This window comes from Streptomyces sp. NPDC079020 (assembly GCF_044542225.1).
Lineage (GTDB): Bacteria > Actinomycetota > Actinomycetes > Streptomycetales > Streptomycetaceae > Streptomyces.
The window spans coordinates 38,950-55,461 of the sequence record NZ_JBITUB010000010.1 but is presented as its reverse complement, the minus strand read 5'-3'; the positions used below and the strand labels follow the sequence as shown (position 1 = coordinate 55,461).

Here is a 16,512-nt window from a genome sequence, read left to right as displayed (position 1 = left end):
CGCCGGCGCGGGACCTGCGGGCGCGAACGGCCCTCAGCGGTGCGAGGGGAACTCCACGACCTGCTGGTAGGTCGGCCGGTTCTGCCAGTGGATCGGCTTCTGCGAGATCCCGCCCAGCGGGCGGTGGATGATCGCGTCGGCGCACCACTGATCACCGGCCCCGCAGCTGTCGTCGCCGGGGTAGACCTCGGCGGCCGGTTCGGCGGCGGCCCGCTCCAGGGTGCCGAGCAGGGCGTCGCGGCAGCTGTTCAGATCGCCGCCGCCGCAGTACGTCCTGGCCAGCGGCCCCTTGACGGGCTGTCCGAGCACCCGACGCAGGTCCTTGTCGGCGAAGCCCCACCAGCCGTACTGGAACGCGGAACCGCTGTGCGCCCCGCTCGGCCCGTGGGCGGCCGACGGGGACTCGTCGGTGGCGAGGTTCCCGGTCAGCGCGGTGTAGAGGTCCGCGCCCAGGCCGGGCCGGAACTCGGCCTCGACGAGCTTCGGCCACCAGGCGTCCATGATCCGTACGGCGTCGGCGTGGGCGTACCGGTGGGAACCCTCACCGCTCTCCCCGCGCTGTGCGCCCGACGCCCTCCAGGACTCCAACTGCTGTACGGCCGCGCTGACTTCGGGGTCAGTGACCGGCTGCGAGCGCAGCACCTTCAGCAGTTCGGGCAGCACCTGCTCGCCCCGCAGATCGGTGAGCGCGGCATCGGCCATGGCGCGGGTGAGCGAGGCCCGGGTGACCCCGCCCTCCTCGACGAGCTTCGCCACCCGGTCGTCCAGCAGGTCTCCCCGGTGCACCGCCCCGAAGCCGAAGCCCGCGGTCGCGTAGCCCTCGGCCTGCCGGTTGTTCCAGGAGATGTAGTAGTCCTGGCCGCTGGACTGCGGGTGCTCGGCGTCGGGGGTGTGGTCGGCGGTGTTGGCGGCCGGGTCGTAGCCCCGCCACTCGTACGCCTTCTCGGCCCTGACGGGCAGGGCCGGGTCGACGTCCGCCGCGCGCACCGGGTTCATTCCGCTGTTGTAGTAGGCGGCGGTGCGGGAGTCCGCGTAGAACCAGTTGAAGGCGTAGTCGATGTGGGAGGCCGCGCGCCGGAAGGAGGCGGCGTCCTTGACGTAGTCCGGGTCGTTGAGCAGCTGGAAGCCGATGATCGAGTCGGCCTCGTGGCGGTAGGTGGTGCGCAGCGAGGTGTACGCGACGGGCTCGCCGTCCACCGTGGCGCGATGGGTGACGATGCCGTAGCGCGTGCGCCACACCCGCATCCGGTAGGAGCCCTTGGCGGTGGAGTCGGCGACGGTCGGCTTCCAGGAGTTGACGCGCTCCAGCTTCTCCATCGCGGTGCAGGTGCCCCGGTAGAGGTAGTGGGTGGAGTCCTTGGCTGGGGCGCCTCCGCCGGGTTCGCACAGCTCGACGGCGTAGGTGTCGGTGATGTCCTGGCCGGCCGAGGTGGCGCTCCAGGCGTAGTCCTGGCCGCGGCCCATCTGGATGTACATGCCGACCCCGGCGAAGGAGACACCGCGGGCGCTGATGCCGGGGCCCTGGAGCTCCTGGAGCATCATCAGCTGCGGTGCGAAGTAGCCGGTCTGGGGACCGAAGACGGCGACCGGGTTTCCGCTCGCGGTGTGCTCGCCGGAGACCAGCAGGGCGTTGGACATCCCGCGCTTCCCGGCGCCGTCGCCCGAGCCCGGGAGCGAGCCCTCGGGGATGACCCCCTTGTCGTACATGCCCTGGAGCGGCCTGAGCGCGGCCGGGGCCCTGACGGGGGCCTTCCGCCCGGTGCCCGCGGAGCCGGTCCGGTCATGGATCAGCGGTTCGGGTGTGACGGAGCCCCTGTCGGGAAGCGCGGTGCCGCGCGCGCTGTCCGGCTTGCCCGCGTACGGGAACACCGTGCCGTCATGGACGGTGAGCACGGCCTCCGGGTCCTCGCGCTGCCGGAACGACTCCCAGACCCGGGTCCCTTCGGCGACGCCGTACTTCTCCTGGGCGGCGAGCAGGGAGAGCGCGGCCTGCACCTCACCGCCCCCGCCGCCGCCGAACTGCCCGCCGACGACGGACGCGATCGAGATCAGGTCGGTGAGCTCGAAGGGCTGGATCTCGCCGATGTTGGTGATGGCGTCGATCTTGCCGGTGAGAACGTACTCGCCGGGGAAGTAGCGGCCCTTCTTCGACTTGTCGCGGTAGGCGTTGATCCCGTCGACATAGGCCTGGGCGTCGGCCATGGCCTGCTCGCCCCGTGCGCCCTCGGTGGTCCTGATCCGCTCGGCCTGGGCTTCGAGGTCGGCCTCGGTGTACGGGGCCTGCGGCCAGAACTGCTGTTCCAGCCCCTGGTTGGCGAGGGCGCCGCCCGCGAACGACGTCAGTTCGCCGCGCCCTATGTGCCGGAAGAGGTCCATCAGCCAGAGCCTGTCCTGGCCCGCCGCGAACCCCGCGCCGAATTCGGTGCCGTAACGGGTGGTGCCCTTGATGTGGGGGACACCGGTCCGCCTGTCCCTGGTGATGGTGACGTCCTCGCGGGGCGAGATGACGGATTCGACCTGGTCCTTCGCGACCCCGAAGGAGGCCTCGTTGAAGAAGTCGGTCAGCTTCCGGTCGGTGAGGCCGGTGTGCCCGGCCACCAGGCCGTTGTAGCGGTCGAGTTGGTCGTCGCTGTGGGCGGGGTGGGTGCCGAAGGCCTTGTTGCCGAGGATCTCGACGAGGGTGGCGTTGCCGTTCTCCCCCGGGGGAAGGATGTCGGCGCACTGCCCCTGGCAGTGATCGGGTACGGGTGCGGGTTCCGCCGCGGCGGCTCCGGCCGGTGGCGAGGCAGCCGACAGGAAAGCGCCGAAGGCAAGGGCTGCCGCGACGGCGGCGGCCCTGAATGTACCGGTGCGTGGGGGCATGCGCGCTCCTCCGAGAGGCCGATGCGCCGGAGGATACTGGCGGTTTCCCCGGCCAGTAAGGTGAACACCGGTCACCTTTTCCGCATCGCCACATGCCCGCACGCCCTCTCACCACCGGCCGCACGCCGCCGCGCTACCGGTCATCACCCCCGCCTCACGTGGGGTGTCTCGGCCAATGGACGATTCTCATCTTTCGATGGAGCCGAAACGGGCAGTCGTACGTCCATTCCTTGACGCCGAAGTACGAGTGACGGAGGTGGCAGTGTCATGGCCGGTTTCCGGAGTCTTGCGAGACAGGTCCGCGATCCGCTGGGCGACCTGGCATTGCGGCGGTATTCGCTGCGCAAATGCCTGGAGAGGTTCGCCCCGTACGGTCATCGGGCGACCTGGCACCATCTGTGCGCCCGGCACGGGATCGGACCCGAGGACCGGGCCCCCGATCCGGTACGCCTGATGGGCGCCCTGGAGGAGCTGGAGGAGGCGCGGGCCATCTGGCTCGCGTACGAGACGGGGTTCGCCGAACGGCGGCGCCGCGAGAAGCACAACGGGCTCCGCCGCCCGCGGGCGTTCGACGACTGGCACCGCCGGACCTGGGGCGGCAACGGTGTCGCCCGCTGCGCCGACCCGGGGGTCCATCCGTCCGCGCCGCTCGCCGAGGTGCTGCGGCGGCTGATCGCGGCGCTGGGGTCCGAGCCCGGGTCCGCCTGTCCGGTCTGCGCGGCGACGGGCATCACCTGGCGGCAGGACCTGGACCGGGACCCGTGGTCGGGGCCGGTCTGCACCGGATGCGGAATCGTGGTGCCGCGCCCCGTGCTGACGGAGGGAGCACTCGCGCGGGCCCGGCGGACGCGGCAGCGGAATCTGGCCTCGGCGGCGTGAGAAACGCGCTCGGGGAGGGGCGGTCGGCCCCCGTCGGCTTCCCCCGCCCGCCCGGCCGCTCTCCCCACGCGTCCGGCTACTCTCCCCGCCCGGCCCCTTTCGTGGGCTCGGGCATCAGACGGGAGCCGGTGATCAGGCCGCCGGAGATGTCGTTGGGGTTGGAGAGCACACAGTTCTCCAACGAGAGGCAGCCGCAGCCGATGCAGTCGGTCAGGTGGTCCCGCAGCCTGCCCAGCTGATCGATGCGCTCGTCCAGTTCGCCGCGCCACGCGCGGGAGAGCCTGGCCCAGTCATCCCGGTTCGGGGTCCGCCCCTCCGGGAGTTCGGCGAGCGCCTCGCGGATGGTGGCCAGGGGGATGCCGACCCGCTGCGCGGCGCGCACGAACGCGACCCGGCGCAGTGCGTCCCTGGTGTACCGGCGCTGATTGCCGCTGGTCCGACGGCTGTGGATCAGGCCCTTGGACTCGTAGAAATGGAGGGCCGAGACCGCGGCACCGCTGCGCGCGGAGAGCTGACCGACCGAGAGTTCATGGAGTGTCTGTGGGATCTGAGGCACCCCTCGAACCCTACTGGCCCGCCTCGAACCCCGCCCCACTCTTCGAAAACCCTGCCGATCACCACGGCGCACCGGCCGCCGCCCCGCACACCGGCGCGCAGCGTCGTTGACAGGGACGCACCGCCCGAAGGATGCTGAGCAAGCGCTTGGACATCGACGCTGCGAGGCGCAGCACGAGGGCAGAGAGCCGGAAGGCAGGGACCAGAACCATGTCAGAGCCGAGGATCTTCACGTCCGCGCAGGAACTGCGTGACGGAGTGGGCGAGCAGCTGGGCCACAGCGACTGGCTGGAGATCGACCAGAAGCGGATCGACCAGTTCGCCGAGGCGACCGGCGACCACCAGTGGATCCATGTGGACCCCGAGCGGGCGGCGGCCGGGCCGTTCGGCGCGACGATCGCGCACGGCTATCTGACGCTCTCCCTGCTGCCCGCGCTAGTACCCCAGGTCATGCGGGTCGAGGGCATGAAGATGGGCATCAACTACGGGACCAACAAGGTCCGCTTCCCCTCGACCGTCCCGGTGGGTTCACGGCTGCGCGCCACGGTCGTGCTCAGCGGGGTCGAGGAGGCGGGCGGCGGTGTCCAGGTCACCGCCGCCGTCACCGTCGAGCGCGAGGGCGGCGAGAAGCCCGCCTGCGTCGCCGAATCGGTGTCCCGCTACTACTTCTGAGCCGGTCCCGTCCCCGGACCCGGCCGCCGGGCCGGGGGCCGCTCCCCCGCGCCCACCATGCGCAGCACGAGGTCGGCGTAGAGCGCGCCGACCTCGTCGGGCGTCCGGGCCCCCCGGGCGTTGAACCAGCGGGCCACATCGATGCAGAGCGACAGCACCGCGAGGGTGGTGCCGGGCACATCGGGGACGTCGAACTCCCCCGCCCGTACGCCCTCGGCGATGATCCGGCGCACCACGGCGTCGTTCCTGCGGCGCAGTTCGACGATCTCGGCGCGGTGTTCGTCGCCGAGGGCGTCCAGTTCGTACTGCACGACACGTGCGGTGGTGTGCCGTTCGGCGTGCCAGCGGACGAAGGAGCGCACCGCCGCGGCGAGCCGGACGGCCGCCGTGCCGTCCCGGTCGGCCTCCGCCTCCAGGACGGACAGGGCCCGCTCATGGCCGATCTTGCTGATGCGGTGGAGCAGGTCTTCCTTCGTCTTGTAGTGGATGTAGAGCGCGGCCGGGCTCATACCCGCGCGGCCGGCGATGTCACGGGTGGTGGTCGCGTGGTACCCGCGCTCGGCGAACGCGTCGACGGCGGCGACGAGGAGCCGCCTGGCCGCCTCGGGCGTGACCTCGCCCCACGGCGTGTCGTCACCGTCCATCTCCTGCGCCGTACTCATCGCCACGTGCCCCTCTCCGTCAACAGAACGCACACCATACCCCGAACCTGAGCAAGCGCTTAGGTCCGGGGAGCCGGATGCCGCCGCCGGATCAGAGCTTCTGGAAGGGGTCGTGTTCGGCGAGGATCTTCTCCAGACGCGCCTGGTCGACGCGGCTGACCAGCTGCCCCGCCTCCTGGCGGTCCCTGATGACCTTGGCCAGGGTGAAGCACGACGTGACGAGGTAGAGCACACCGATGGCGAGGAAGCCACGCACCCAGCCGTCGGCGTCGAGAAAGAAGATACCGAGGGCCACCGCGCCCATCGCCACCCCGAAGGATGCGACGGCCTGACCGTAGAAGGCGGCGGTGCCCTGCTGCTTGACCGATGCTGTCTCACTCATGCCGCACAGCATCCGCCCGCGTGGCGCGCGCCACATCCGTGTCCGTACTCAGCCCGGTACTCAGACGCCCGTTCGAGCGCGAGTGCCCGTCAGAAGGCGGAGACCCCGGTCAGCGCGCGGCCGATGATCAGCTTCTGTATCTGGCTGGTGCCCTCGTAGAGCGTCATCACCCGGGCGTCGCGCAGCAGCTTGCCGACCGGGTACTCGTCGATGTAGCCGTAGCCGCCGAAGACCTGGAGGGCGTTGTTGGCGGCGCGCACGGCCGCCTCGGAGGCGAACAGCTTCGCCGTGGACGCGGCCGTGGCGAAGTCCTGGCCCCGGTCGACGAGATCGGCGACCCGCCAGGTCAGCAGCCGGGCGGCGTCGACGTCGACGGAGATGTCGCTGATCAGCTCCTGGACCAGCTGGTGGCCCGCGATGGGCCTGCCGAACTGCTCCCGCTCGCCCGCGTACCGCACGGCGGCGTCGAGTGCGGCCTGCGCGATGCCGACACAGCCCGCCGCGACCGACATCCGCCCCTTGGCCAGGGCCGACATGGCGAGGGAGAACCCCTTGCCCGCCGGGCCCAGCAGGGCGTCGGCGGGGACCCGGACGTCCTCCAGCACCAGTTCGGCGGTGGCCTGACCGCGCAGGCCGAGCTTGCCGTGGATGGCGCGGCGGGTGAGGCCGGGGGTGCCGGCGGGCACCAGGAAGGCGGAGATCCCCCGGTGACCGGGGGTGTCGCCGGTCCGCGCGAAGAGCAGCACCACATCGGCCCAGGTGCCGTTGGTGATGAACATCTTGGTGCCGTTGATGACGTAGTCCGCGCCGTCCCGGACGGCCCTCGTCGTGAGGTTCCCGGCGTCGGAGCCGGTCCCGGGCTCGGTGAGGGCGAAGCAGCCGACCGCCTCGCCCGCGGTCAGGCGCGGCAGCCACCGCCGCTTCTGCTCCTCGCTCCCCCAGGACGCGACGGTCTTGGCGACCAGGCCGAGCGAGACGGAAACGATGCCGCGGACGGAGGAGTCGCCGCGGCCCAGCTCCTCGGTGACCAGACAGTAGGCGAGGTGGTCGCCGCCGGAGCCGCCGTACTCCTCGGGGACCGTGAGGCCGAGAAAGCCGAGCGACCCCAGCTTCTTCACGATCGACTTGTCGACGTTCTCGGCCCGGTCCCACGCGACGGCGTTCGGGGTGACCTCGCGGGCGACGAAGTCCGCCGCCAGCCGCCGTACGGCTTCCTGTTCCTCGCTGAGTTCCAGGTTCATCGAGCGACACCCCACTTTTAATTAGCACTGCTAGTTTATGGCTCGCAGGCCCTACTATGAGCCGCATGGCCCGACCGCGCAAGCCCCTCCTCAGCAGAGCCCGCATCGTCGAGGCGGCGAGCGCGCTCGTGGACGCCGAGGGGCTCGACGCCGTCTCCACCCGGCGTCTGGCGGCCGGGCTGGGGGTCAGCGGGCCCTCGCTCTACAACCACTTCCGCAACAAGGACGAGATCCTGGACGCGGTCGCCGACGCCGTCTCCGCCCAGGTCGATCTGTCGATGTTCGAGGAGTCCGATCCGCGCGACTGGCGGGAGGCCCTGCACGACTGGGCCGTCTCCTACCGCGCGGCGCTCACCGAGCACCCGCACATCGTCCCGGTCCTCGCCCAGGGGCCCGGCCGCCGTCCGGCCGGTCTGCGGGTCGCCGACGCGGTGTTCGGCGCCATGGTCGGGGCCGGCTGGCCGCCCGCCCAGGCGACGTACATCGGGGCCCTGATGCGCTACTTCATCACCGGTTCGGCCCTGGGCTCCTTCGCCCGCGGCTTCGTCGACGACGAGACGGCCTACGACCCCGCCGACTACCCGCACCTCGGCCGGGCTCACCTGCTGGCCGACCGCCGCCAGCAGGTGGACGAGGGCGCGTTCGCGACCGGGCTGCGGGCCCTGCTGGACGGGCTCGCGCTCCAGTACGAGCAGATGGCCGGTACCGGCACACCCCGGCCGGGGACGACGGACCGTTCCTGACGCGTCCCGGACCGCGCGGAGCGGCGGGCACCGTACGCTCCCGCCGCTCCGCCCCCGGTGGCGGGCCGCCGGACCGGTGAGCAGACTGGCCTGACGGAGAAACGTCCGGCACGGCCGGTGGAGGGATCCCGTCATGACGAGGAGCGCCAAGCAGCGGGGCGGCGGGTCCGGGAGCGGTTCGGGCGGGAAGCGCGGTTCGGGCGGTAAGCGCGGTTCCGCGCCGGAGGACGGCTCCGTCACGGAGAAGGCTTCCGATGCGAAGGAGGCGATACGGGCCGCGCGCTACGGGGGACCGTATCTCGACGGCTTCGCCGTGACCGACAGCGGCGACGACGACCCGGTGCTGGTGACACCGCACGGGCAGGCCAGGGAGGCCTGGCGCGAGGACTACCCGTACGAGCGCAAGCTCCGCCGGCGGGACTACGAGAAGGCCAAGCGCGCCCTGCAGATCGAAATGCTGAAGCTCCAGCACTGGGTGAAGGAGCGCGACGAACGGCTGGTCATCCTCTTCGAGGGGCGCGACGCGGCGGGCAAGGGCGGCACGATCAAGCGGTTCACCGAGCATCTCAATCCGCGGGGCGCGCGGGTGGTGGCGCTGGAGAAGCCGACCGAACGCGAGCGCACCCAGTGGTACTTCCAGCGGTATGTGGCGCATCTGCCGAGCGCCGGGGAGATCGTGCTGTTCGACCGCTCCTGGTACAACCGCGCCGGTGTGGAGCGGGTGATGGGGTTCTGCACCAGCCGTGAGTACCTCGAATTCATGCACCAGGCACCGGGCTTCGAGCGGATGCTGGCGCGCGACGGCATCCACCTGGTGAAGTTCTGGTTCTCCGTCTCGCGCAACGAGCAGCGCAACCGGTTCATGATCCGGCAGATCGATCCGGTACGCCGGTGGAAGCTGAGCCCGGTCGACCTGGCGTCGCTCGACATGTGGGACGCCTACACGGAGGCCAAGGAGCTGATGCTGTTCCACACGGACACGGCGGACTCGCCCTGGACCGTGGTGAAGAGCAACGACAAGAAGCGGGCACGGCTGGAGGCGATGCGCCATGTGCTGCACCGCTTCGACTACCCGGGCAAGGACCCGGAGGTGGCCGGAGCACCGGACCCGCTGATCGTGGGCCCGGCCTCACGGCTGTTCGAGCAGGGCGAGATGGACGCCCGGCTGCTGACCCCGGAGACTCCGCAGGGTTCCTGAGGACCGCCCGTCCCGCCCGTCCCGCCCGTCCCGCCCGCGACGCCGTACGGTCCCGGGGGCACGGGCGGGCGGGCGTGGGCGGGACTTCCGGAAGGGGTCCTAGAAGACGACCAGGGCGCGCCCTCCCCGGCCCGCGATCATGTTGTCGAAGGCCGCCGGGATGCCTTCCAGCGCGATCCGTTCGGTGACCATCATGGACAGGTCGAATCGGCCCGCCCGGATGTGCTCGGCGAGCACCGGCAGATCCCGCGCCGGGTCGCTGTTGCCGTAGACGCAGCCCATCAGCGACCGGCCCCAGTGGAAGATCTCCAGGGCGTTGAAGGTGACTTCCTGGTCCTTGCCGCCGATCCCCACGACGGTGGTGCGGCCGCCGCGCCGGGTGGACTCCCAGGCGCCCCGGATCGTGGCGGGCGCTCCGACGCACTCCACGGCGACATCCGCGCCCTGGCCGCCGGTCAGCCTGCGGATCTCGCGCGGGGTGGTGGCGGAGGCGACGACGAAGTCCGTGGCGCCGGCCAGACGGGCCAGCTCCTCCTTCGCGGGGGAGACGTCGACCGCGATGATCCGCGAGGCACCGGCGATCCGGGCGGACTGGAGCACGGCGAGGCCGACGCCGCCGACCCCGAGGACGACGACGCTCTCGCCCGCGCGGACCTGGGCGGAGTGCTGGACCGCCCCGTAGCCGGTGAGCACGGCGCAGCCCAGGAGGGCCGCGTCGGTGAGCGGGATGCCGGCCGGGGCGGGCAGCACGCAGTTCGCGGCGACGACGGTCTCCTGGGCGAAGGCCGCGACGTTCAGGCCGGGGTGGAGTTCGGTGCCGTCCGCGGTACGGGCATGGATGCCGGCGGTGCCCTTGAGCGCGTCGGCGCAGAGCCAGACCTCGCCGATCCCGCAGTGGAAGCAGTTCCCGCAGGACGGCGCCCAGTTGAGGACGACGGCGTCGCCGGGGGCGGCGTCGGTGACACCCTCCCCCACGGAGACGACGGTTCCCGCGCCCTCGTGGCCGAGGACCGCGGGCACCGGGACCCGCATGGTGCCGTTCGACAGGGACAGATCGGAGTGGCAGACCCCGGCGGCGGCGAGCGCGACGCGCACCTGACCGGGACCGGGTTGCGGGAGTTCGATGTCGGTGATCTCCAGGGGAGCTCCGACAGCGGGCAGTACGGCGGCGCGGACCACGGAAAGGCTCCTTGGCTGGGGCTGACTCGGATGCGCGGAAGGACGGATGCGCGGAAGGGCGGGCGGGGCGGTCCCGCTCAGAACTGGAGCGACTTGGTCTGGAGGTACTCCGCCAGACCGTACGGGCCCAGTTCGCGCCCCACGCCCGACTGCTTGTACCCGCCGAAGGGGGCCAGCGGGTTGAACCGCCCGCCGTTGATGTCGACCTGCCCGGTGTCCATCCGGCGGGCGAACGCCACGGCCTCCGCGTCGTCGGCGGCCCAGACCGCGCCGGCCAGACCGTACACGGTGTCGTTGGCGATCCGCAGGGCGTCCTCCACGTCCTCGTACCTGAGGATCGAGAGGACCGGGCCGAAGATCTCCTCGCGGGCGATGGTCATCTCCGGGGTGACATCGGCGAACACCGTGGGGCTGACGTAGTACCCCGGCGTCCTCGGGGCCTCGGGGCCGCCCGCGACCAGCCTGGCGCCCTCCGCGATGCCCCGTTCGATGCAGCCGCGCACCCGGGCCTGCTGCCCGGCGTTGACGACGGGGCCGACCCGCTCCCCCGGTACGTACTTGGCGACGGCCGCCGCCGCGAGGGCCACCGCCTCCTCGTACCGCTCGCCGTCGACCAGCATCCGGGTCCAGGCGCTGCACGTCTGGCCGGAGTTGGACATCACGTTGGCCACCCCGACCGCGACGGCCCTGGCGAGATCGGCGCCGGGCAGGATCACATTGGCGGACTTGCCCCCCAGTTCCAGGGCCACGCGCTTGACGGCGGCGCCCGCGGTGGCGCCGATCAGCCTGCCGACGGCGGTCGATCCGGTGAAGGAGACGAGGTCGACGCCCTCGTGCTCGGCGAGCGCCTGACCGGCGACCGGGCCGAGTCCGGTGACGAGGTTGAAGACCCCGGCGGGCAGCCCGGCCTCCTCGGTGGCCTCGGCGAACAGCTGGGCGGTGAGCGGGGTGTCCTCGGCGGGCTTGAGGACGACCGTGCAGCCCGCGGCGAGCGCGGGGGCGACCTTGGCGACGATCTGGTGGAGCGGGTAGTTCCAGGGGGTGATCGCGCCGACCACGCCGACGGGCTCCAGCAGGACGGTGGAGGTGCCGAGCTTCTCCTCGAAGCCGTACGTGGCGGCCAGTTCGGCGTACGAACCGGCGACCAGGACCGGCACACCCGCGTGCACCGTCCGCGAGAGCGCAAGCGGCGCGCCCAGTTCCGCGGTGACGGTCTCGGCGATCTCGTCCTTGCGGGCGGCCAGGACGTCGCGCAGGGCGGCGAGGCGGGCGGCGCGCTCGGCGGGCGGGGTGGCGGCCCAGCCGGGGAACGCGGCGCGGGCGGCCCGTACGGCGGCGTCGACATCCGCGGCGCTGCCCGCCGGAACCCGGGCGATGACCTGCTCGTCCGCCGGGTTCACGACCTCGATCGCGTCCGGTCCCCCGGCCGGCCGCCACGCACCGCCGATGTACATCCCGTCATGGGCCTTCATGGCATGTCCTCCAGGGCATGGGTACCGCCAATGTCGTGCGAGCCCCAAACTAGCGCCGTTAGTTTTTGGGCGCCAGGGACCGCCCGGAGACACCGGTCACGTCCGGCCCGGCGCTTCGTCCGGCCCCGTCGGCGGCCGTCACGGCTCAGACGATGCCGAAGGCCATGCCCGCGCCGAGCACCACCAGAGAGGTGAGCACGGCCCATTTGACGGTGAACCTGGTGTGGTCGCCGAACTCGACCCTGGCCATGCCGACGAGGACGTAGACGGCGGGGACCAGCGGGGAGGACATGTGGAGGGCCTGTCCGGCCAGGGAGGCACGGGCGATCTCCAGCGGCGTGACACCGTGGGCGGCTCCGGCCTCGGCGAGCACGGGGACGACACCGAAGTAGAAGCCGTCGTTCGACATGAAGTAGGTGAGCGGGAGGCTCAGCACACCGGTGACGACGGCCATGTGCGGGCCCATGCCGTCGGGGATGGCCCCGACGAGCCAGTCGGCCATGTGCTCGACCATGCCGGTACCGGAGAGGACGCCGGTGAAGACGGCCGCGGCGAAGACCATGCCGGAGACATTGAGGACATTGTCCGCGTGGGCCGCGATACGGGCCCGCTGGTCGGGCATGTGCGGGAAGTTGACGGTGAGGGCGAGGGCGGCGCCGAGCAGGAAGAGGACCGGGATCGGCATCAGTTCCATGATCATGGCGGTCAGCAGGGCCACGGTGAGACCGGCGTTGAACCAGTAGAGACGGGGCCGCAGGGTGGCCCGGTCCGGGTCCAGCCCCCTGAACTCCTCGTCGTCGTACGCCTCCTCGGTGTCACCGACCGGTTCGGGTGCGGGACCGGCACCGGTGGCCGCGCCGGTCCCGCCGGACGCCTTGGCCGTACGGCCGCCGCCGCCCGCGCCGGCGAGGACCGTCTCCGACTCCCGGTCCCGCACGAGGGCTTCGTCCAGGGTGAGGATGCCGAGCCGCTTGCGCTCACGCCGGCCGAGGACGAACGCCAGCACGAAGACGGCGAGCAGTCCGACCGCGAGCGCCGGGATCATGGGGACGAAGATGTCGGCCGCGTCCACCTTGAGCGCGGTGGCGGCACGGGCGGTGGGCCCGCCCCAGGGGAGGGTGTTCATCACGCCGTTCGCCGTGGCGGCGACGCCGGTCATCACGACCAGGCTCATCTTCAGGCGCTTGTAGAGCGGATACATCGCCGAGACGGTGATCATGAAGGTGGTGGAGCCGTCGCCGTCCAGCGAGACGATCGCGGCGAGTACCGCCGTACCGACGACGATCCGCAGTGGATCGGCCTTGCAGAAGCGCAGGATGGCCCGGACGATCGGGTCGAAGAGGCCGACGTCGATCATCACGCCGAAGTACACGATGGCGAACATGAGCATCGCGGCGGTCGGCGCGAGGTTGCCGACGCCCTCGATGACGTAGTCGCCCAGCTCGGCCCCCTGGCCGACGGCGACACAGAAGAGCGCGGGGATCAGGACCAGTGCCGCGATCGGCGACATCTTCTTCGTCATGATCAGCACCAGGAAGGTGGCGATCATGGCAAAGCCGAGGACTGTCAGCATGGGGGGAACACCTCACGTTCGCCTGTGAACTCCCACCGGAGTCGGCGGTCCGGATGACGTTAGGTGCCCCGTTCCCGCGTTAACAAGATGTTGACGTGCGAGCAATACGAGCAAAACCCCAGGTCAATGGGCTGCTGTTACGAAGACCGGGAAGGCGTTGAGCACCGCGGTGCCGGAGAGCGGGTCGAGCAGCGTGCCGTCGAGCAGCTGGTTGACATTGACACCGGGGTCCGCCGCCGCGACCGACATCCGGGCGCCGGCACGGTGGTGTCCCCAGCCGTGCGGGAGGCTCACCACCCCGGTCCGTACCGTGTCGGTGATCTCCACCGGGGCCTCGATCTCCCCGCCGCTCGCCGTGATCCGGGCGGTGGCGCCGTCCTTCAGCCCGATGCGGGCCGCGTCGTCGGGGTGGATCTGGAGGGTGCAGACGTTGCTGCCGCCGCGCAGGGTGGCGACGTTGTGCATCCAGCTGTTGTTGGAACGCAGATGGCGGCGGCCGACGAGGACGAGCGGCACGGGCCGCCCGTCCGCGACGGCCCCTTCCGCCGGGGCGCTCCTCTCGCGCAGGGCGCGCCGCAGCCTCGGCAGGTCGGCGGCGATCGGGGCCGGGAGGAGTTCGACGCGGCCGCTGCGGGTGCGCAGGACCTCCGGGAGGCGCGGCCGGAGCGGGCCGAGGTCGATGCCGTGCGGGTGGGCCAGGAGCTTGTCGAGCGTGAGGCCGTACGGCCCCAGGCGCAGCATCAGGTCCAGCCGCCGTTCGGGCCCGGTGCCCCCCGACAGCGCGGCGGCCAGCTCCTTCGGCGCGCCGGCCCGGGTGAGCAGGGCGTCGACGGCCAGATCGTCGACGGTCCGCGGGGGCGCTCCGTGCATCCCGCCCACGGCCAGGACGAGACGGGCGAGGATCTCGCTCTCGTCCATCCGGCCGTCCTCCAGGGGCACGGCGGGGCGTGTGTAGCGGACCTGGTTGCGGACGGCCAGGGAGTTCAGCGCGAAATCGAAGTGGGCGCTCTGCGAGGGCGGCGGCGGGGGCAGCACCACATCGGCGTGACGCGAGGTCTCGTTGAGGTACGGGTCGACGCTGACCATGAAGTCGAGTCCGCCGGCGAGGGCCCGGTCGAGCCGGTCGCCGTCCGGTGCGGAGAGCACCGGGTTGGCGGCGAGCACGATCAGGGCCCGGATCCGGCCCTCGCCGGGGGTCTCGATCTCCTCGGCGAGTGCGGCCATGGGCAGTTCGCCCTTGGCCTCGGGGTGCGCGGAGACCCGGCTCGCCCAGCGGCCCGGCGCGAACCCCTTGCCGGGTGCGGCGGGCCGGGGGGCGCGGGCGGTGGCGGAGAGCGGGAAGAGTGCGCCGCCGGACCGGTCGAGGTTGCCGGTGAGGATATTGAGGACGTCGATCAGCCAGCTGGCGAGGGTGCCGTGCTCGACGGTGCAGCTGCCGATGCGCCCGTAGACGGCGGCGGTGGGGGCGGCGGCCAGCTCGCGGGCGACGGCACGGATCGTACCGGCGTCCACGTCGCAGGCGCCGGCGACCGCTTCCGGGGTGAACTCCCTGATCGCTTCGGCGAGTTCGTCCACCCCTTCGAGGTGTGCGGCCAGCGCCCCCGGGTCGGTGAGCCGTTCGTCGAACAGAACGTGGACCAGCGCGGCCAGCAGCAGGGCGTCCCCGCCGGGCCGGATCGCGACATGCCGGTCGGCCAGGCGGGCGGTGCGGGTGCGGCGCGGGTCGACGACGGTGAGCGTGCCGCCGCGGCGGCGCAGCGCCTTGAGCCTGCCGGGGAAATCGGGGGCGGTGCAGAGACTGCCGTTGGATTCCAGCGGGTTGGCGCCGAGGATCAGCAGGTGATCGGTGCGGTCCAGGTCGGGTACGGCGATGGCGTTCGGGTCGCCGAAGAGCAGCCCGCTGGAGACGTGCTTCGGCATCTGGTCGAGGGTGCTCGCGGTGAACAGGCCGCGGGTACGGAGCGTGGCGAGCAGGAGCGGCGGATACAGGGCGCCGGCCATCGTGTGCACATTGGGGTTGCCCAGGACGACGCCGACGCATGGCCGCCCGTGGGCCTCCATCAGTTCCGGGACCCGGGCGGCGATCAGGTCGAACGCCTCGCTCCAGGTGGCCTCGCGCAGTGCGCCGCCCCGGCGCACGAGCGGGACGCGCAGCCGGTCGGGGTCGGCGTCGAGACCGCCGAAGGACGCGCCCTTGGGGCAGATGAATCCCTGACTGAACACATCGTCCCGGTCGCCCCGGGCGCCGGTGACCCTCGTCCCCTCGATGGTGAGGGTGAGACCGCAGGCGGCTTCGCAGAGGGGGCAGATGCGCGGTGCGGTGCGGGTGGCACGGGAGCCGTCGGTCATGGGCCCTCCCCGGGGCAGCGGCAGCGAAGGCGTGGGCACGGCCGGGCGGGGCCGCCTGTCGGGCGAGCATACCGACCGGTACGCATGATGGGGAGGGGCCGGCGGCGGCCGTCAGTCGAGGATCCGCCCGAGGTAGGCCGTGATCAGGACCCTGGTCTCGGCGACGATGGCCCGGTCGCCCGACGGGTCGGTGCGGAAGGCGAGTTGGAAGAGTGCGTCGGCGGCCTCGACACTGACCAGGATCGCCCGGAGCAGGTGCTCGTCGGGGGTGCGGCCGAGGTGGCCGGCGAGCAGGTCGGCGAGCTTGGCCGCGACCCGCCGGTTGGCGTCACCCATGGGGTCGTCGGCCGGGGACGGGGCGCCGAAGTCGACGAGGGCGAAACCGGGGACGGACCGCTTCATCGCGAGGTACTCGTCCAGCACGGCGTCGATGACCGCACGCCAGTCGGCGGCCGGAATGCCGGTGAGCCGCGTGGTGATGCGCTCCGCGTAGCTGTTCAGATTGCGCAGGGCCAGGGCGTCGACCAGGGCCCGCTTGTTGGAGAAGAACCGGTAGACGGAGCCGATGGGCACCTGCGCGCGGACGGCGACGGCTCGGGTGGAGAGCTGTTCGTAGCCGGTCTCGTCGAGGAGTTCGGCGCAGGCGTCGAGTATCCGGGCGAGACGTTCGGCGCTGCGCTGCTGCACGGGGGCGCGGCGGAGGTTCGGGTTCGCATGGGGCACGGGCTCCATGATGCCGTGGGTC

At 71.9% G+C, this 16,512-nt stretch carries 14 protein-coding genes; 4 read left to right on the top strand and 10 right to left on the bottom strand.

The genetic code is table 11. The features are described from left to right. Positions 1-33 precede the first annotated feature (33 nt). Positions 34-2,862 carry a penicillin acylase family protein gene (locus ACIGJO_RS21535; RefSeq protein ID WP_399960363.1) on the bottom strand — a complete coding sequence of 943 codons (2,829 nt, stop codon included), beginning with the start codon at positions 2,860-2,862 and terminating at the stop codon, positions 34-36. Positions 2,863-3,129: 267 nt separating this feature from the next. On the opposite strand from ACIGJO_RS21535, the gene ACIGJO_RS21530 reads away from it, so the two are divergent. Then, complete coding sequence (locus ACIGJO_RS21530) at positions 3,130-3,741, top strand: hypothetical protein (protein WP_399960361.1); 612 nt, start codon at positions 3,130-3,132, stop codon at positions 3,739-3,741. A gap of 76 nt (positions 3,742-3,817) precedes the next feature. Here the strand turns inward: ACIGJO_RS21530 and soxR are convergent, their stop codons facing one another. Next, on the bottom strand, positions 3,818-4,297 hold the full coding sequence (gene soxR, locus ACIGJO_RS21525) for a redox-sensitive transcriptional activator SoxR (protein WP_399960359.1): 480 nt from the start codon (positions 4,295-4,297) through the stop codon (positions 3,818-3,820). 209 nt (positions 4,298-4,506) lie between these two features. Here soxR and ACIGJO_RS21520 point away from each other — a divergent pair, with 209 nt between their 5' ends. Further along, a complete protein-coding gene (locus tag ACIGJO_RS21520) occupies positions 4,507-4,968 on the top strand; it encodes a MaoC family dehydratase (RefSeq protein WP_399960357.1) in 462 nt (153 codons plus the stop codon). On the opposite strand, the gene ACIGJO_RS21515 is transcribed toward ACIGJO_RS21520, so the two are convergent. From ACIGJO_RS21515 to ACIGJO_RS21505, 3 genes are all read right to left on the bottom strand, one after another. Next, a complete protein-coding gene (locus ACIGJO_RS21515; protein ID WP_399960354.1) occupies positions 4,959-5,630 on the bottom strand; it encodes a TetR/AcrR family transcriptional regulator in 672 nt (223 codons plus the stop codon). The genes ACIGJO_RS21520 and ACIGJO_RS21515 overlap by 10 nt on opposite strands. Positions 5,631-5,721: 91 nt before the next feature. Beyond that, positions 5,722-6,012, bottom strand: coding sequence for a YiaA/YiaB family inner membrane protein (locus tag ACIGJO_RS21510; protein WP_399960352.1), 291 nt, complete (start codon positions 6,010-6,012; stop codon positions 5,722-5,724). A gap of 89 nt (positions 6,013-6,101) precedes the next feature. Next, on the bottom strand, positions 6,102-7,253 hold the full coding sequence (locus ACIGJO_RS21505; protein ID WP_399960350.1) for an acyl-CoA dehydrogenase family protein: 1,152 nt from the start codon (positions 7,251-7,253) through the stop codon (positions 6,102-6,104). 65 nt (positions 7,254-7,318) lie between these two features. Between ACIGJO_RS21505 and ACIGJO_RS21500 the strand changes: the two genes are divergently transcribed. Both ACIGJO_RS21500 and ppk2 read left to right on the top strand, forming a co-directional pair. Next, positions 7,319-7,996, top strand: coding sequence for a TetR/AcrR family transcriptional regulator (locus ACIGJO_RS21500; RefSeq protein ID WP_399960348.1), 678 nt, complete (start codon positions 7,319-7,321; stop codon positions 7,994-7,996). Positions 7,997-8,129: 133 nt separating this feature from the next. Then, positions 8,130-9,194 (top strand): polyphosphate kinase 2, encoded by a 1,065-nt coding sequence (gene ppk2, locus ACIGJO_RS21495; RefSeq protein WP_399960346.1) that lies wholly within the window; start codon positions 8,130-8,132, stop codon positions 9,192-9,194. A 99-nt stretch (positions 9,195-9,293) separates the two neighbouring features. On the opposite strand, the gene ACIGJO_RS21490 is transcribed toward ppk2, so the two are convergent. The 5 genes from ACIGJO_RS21490 to ACIGJO_RS21470 form a co-directional block, all read right to left on the bottom strand. After that, entirely contained in the window at positions 9,294-10,373 is a 1,080-nt protein-coding gene (locus tag ACIGJO_RS21490) for a zinc-binding dehydrogenase (protein ID WP_399960344.1), read from the bottom strand. Between the two features lie 77 nt (positions 10,374-10,450). After that, positions 10,451-11,845, bottom strand: coding sequence for an aldehyde dehydrogenase family protein (locus ACIGJO_RS21485; RefSeq protein ID WP_399960342.1), 1,395 nt, complete (start codon positions 11,843-11,845; stop codon positions 10,451-10,453). Between the two features lie 145 nt (positions 11,846-11,990). Continuing rightward, on the bottom strand, positions 11,991-13,418 hold the full coding sequence (locus ACIGJO_RS21480; protein ID WP_399960340.1) for a CitMHS family transporter: 1,428 nt from the start codon (positions 13,416-13,418) through the stop codon (positions 11,991-11,993). Between the two features lie 123 nt (positions 13,419-13,541). Then, a complete protein-coding gene (locus ACIGJO_RS21475) occupies positions 13,542-15,767 on the bottom strand; it encodes a molybdopterin-dependent oxidoreductase (protein WP_399960338.1) in 2,226 nt (741 codons plus the stop codon). 111 nt (positions 15,768-15,878) lie between these two features. Next, positions 15,879-16,499 (bottom strand): TetR family transcriptional regulator, encoded by a 621-nt coding sequence (locus ACIGJO_RS21470; protein WP_399960336.1) that lies wholly within the window; start codon positions 16,497-16,499, stop codon positions 15,879-15,881. Between the last annotated feature and the right edge of the window lie 13 nt (positions 16,500-16,512).

What these genes read in the sequence shown, in the direction of transcription:
- ACIGJO_RS21535 (WP_399960363.1), bottom strand. Translation starts at nt 2,862, where the DNA reads ATGCCCCCACGCACCGGTACATTCAGGGCCGCCGCCGTCGCGGCAGCC.
- ACIGJO_RS21530 (WP_399960361.1), top strand. Translation starts at nt 3,130, where the DNA reads ATGGCCGGTTTCCGGAGTCTTGCGAGACAGGTCCGCGATCCGCTGGGC.
- ACIGJO_RS21520 (WP_399960357.1), top strand. Translation starts at nt 4,507, where the DNA reads ATGTCAGAGCCGAGGATCTTCACGTCCGCGCAGGAACTGCGTGACGGA.
- ACIGJO_RS21515 (WP_399960354.1), bottom strand. Translation starts at nt 5,630, where the DNA reads ATGAGTACGGCGCAGGAGATGGACGGTGACGACACGCCGTGGGGCGAG.
- ACIGJO_RS21510 (WP_399960352.1), bottom strand. Translation starts at nt 6,012, where the DNA reads ATGAGTGAGACAGCATCGGTCAAGCAGCAGGGCACCGCCGCCTTCTAC.
- ACIGJO_RS21505 (WP_399960350.1), bottom strand. Translation starts at nt 7,253, where the DNA reads ATGAACCTGGAACTCAGCGAGGAACAGGAAGCCGTACGGCGGCTGGCG.
- ACIGJO_RS21500 (WP_399960348.1), top strand. Translation starts at nt 7,319, where the DNA reads ATGGCCCGACCGCGCAAGCCCCTCCTCAGCAGAGCCCGCATCGTCGAG.
- ppk2 (WP_399960346.1), top strand. Translation starts at nt 8,130, where the DNA reads ATGACGAGGAGCGCCAAGCAGCGGGGCGGCGGGTCCGGGAGCGGTTCG.
- ACIGJO_RS21485 (WP_399960342.1), bottom strand. Translation starts at nt 11,845, where the DNA reads ATGAAGGCCCATGACGGGATGTACATCGGCGGTGCGTGGCGGCCGGCC.
- ACIGJO_RS21480 (WP_399960340.1), bottom strand. Translation starts at nt 13,418, where the DNA reads ATGCTGACAGTCCTCGGCTTTGCCATGATCGCCACCTTCCTGGTGCTG.
- ACIGJO_RS21475 (WP_399960338.1), bottom strand. Translation starts at nt 15,767, where the DNA reads ATGACCGACGGCTCCCGTGCCACCCGCACCGCACCGCGCATCTGCCCC.
- ACIGJO_RS21470 (WP_399960336.1), bottom strand. Translation starts at nt 16,499, where the DNA reads ATGGAGCCCGTGCCCCATGCGAACCCGAACCTCCGCCGCGCCCCCGTG.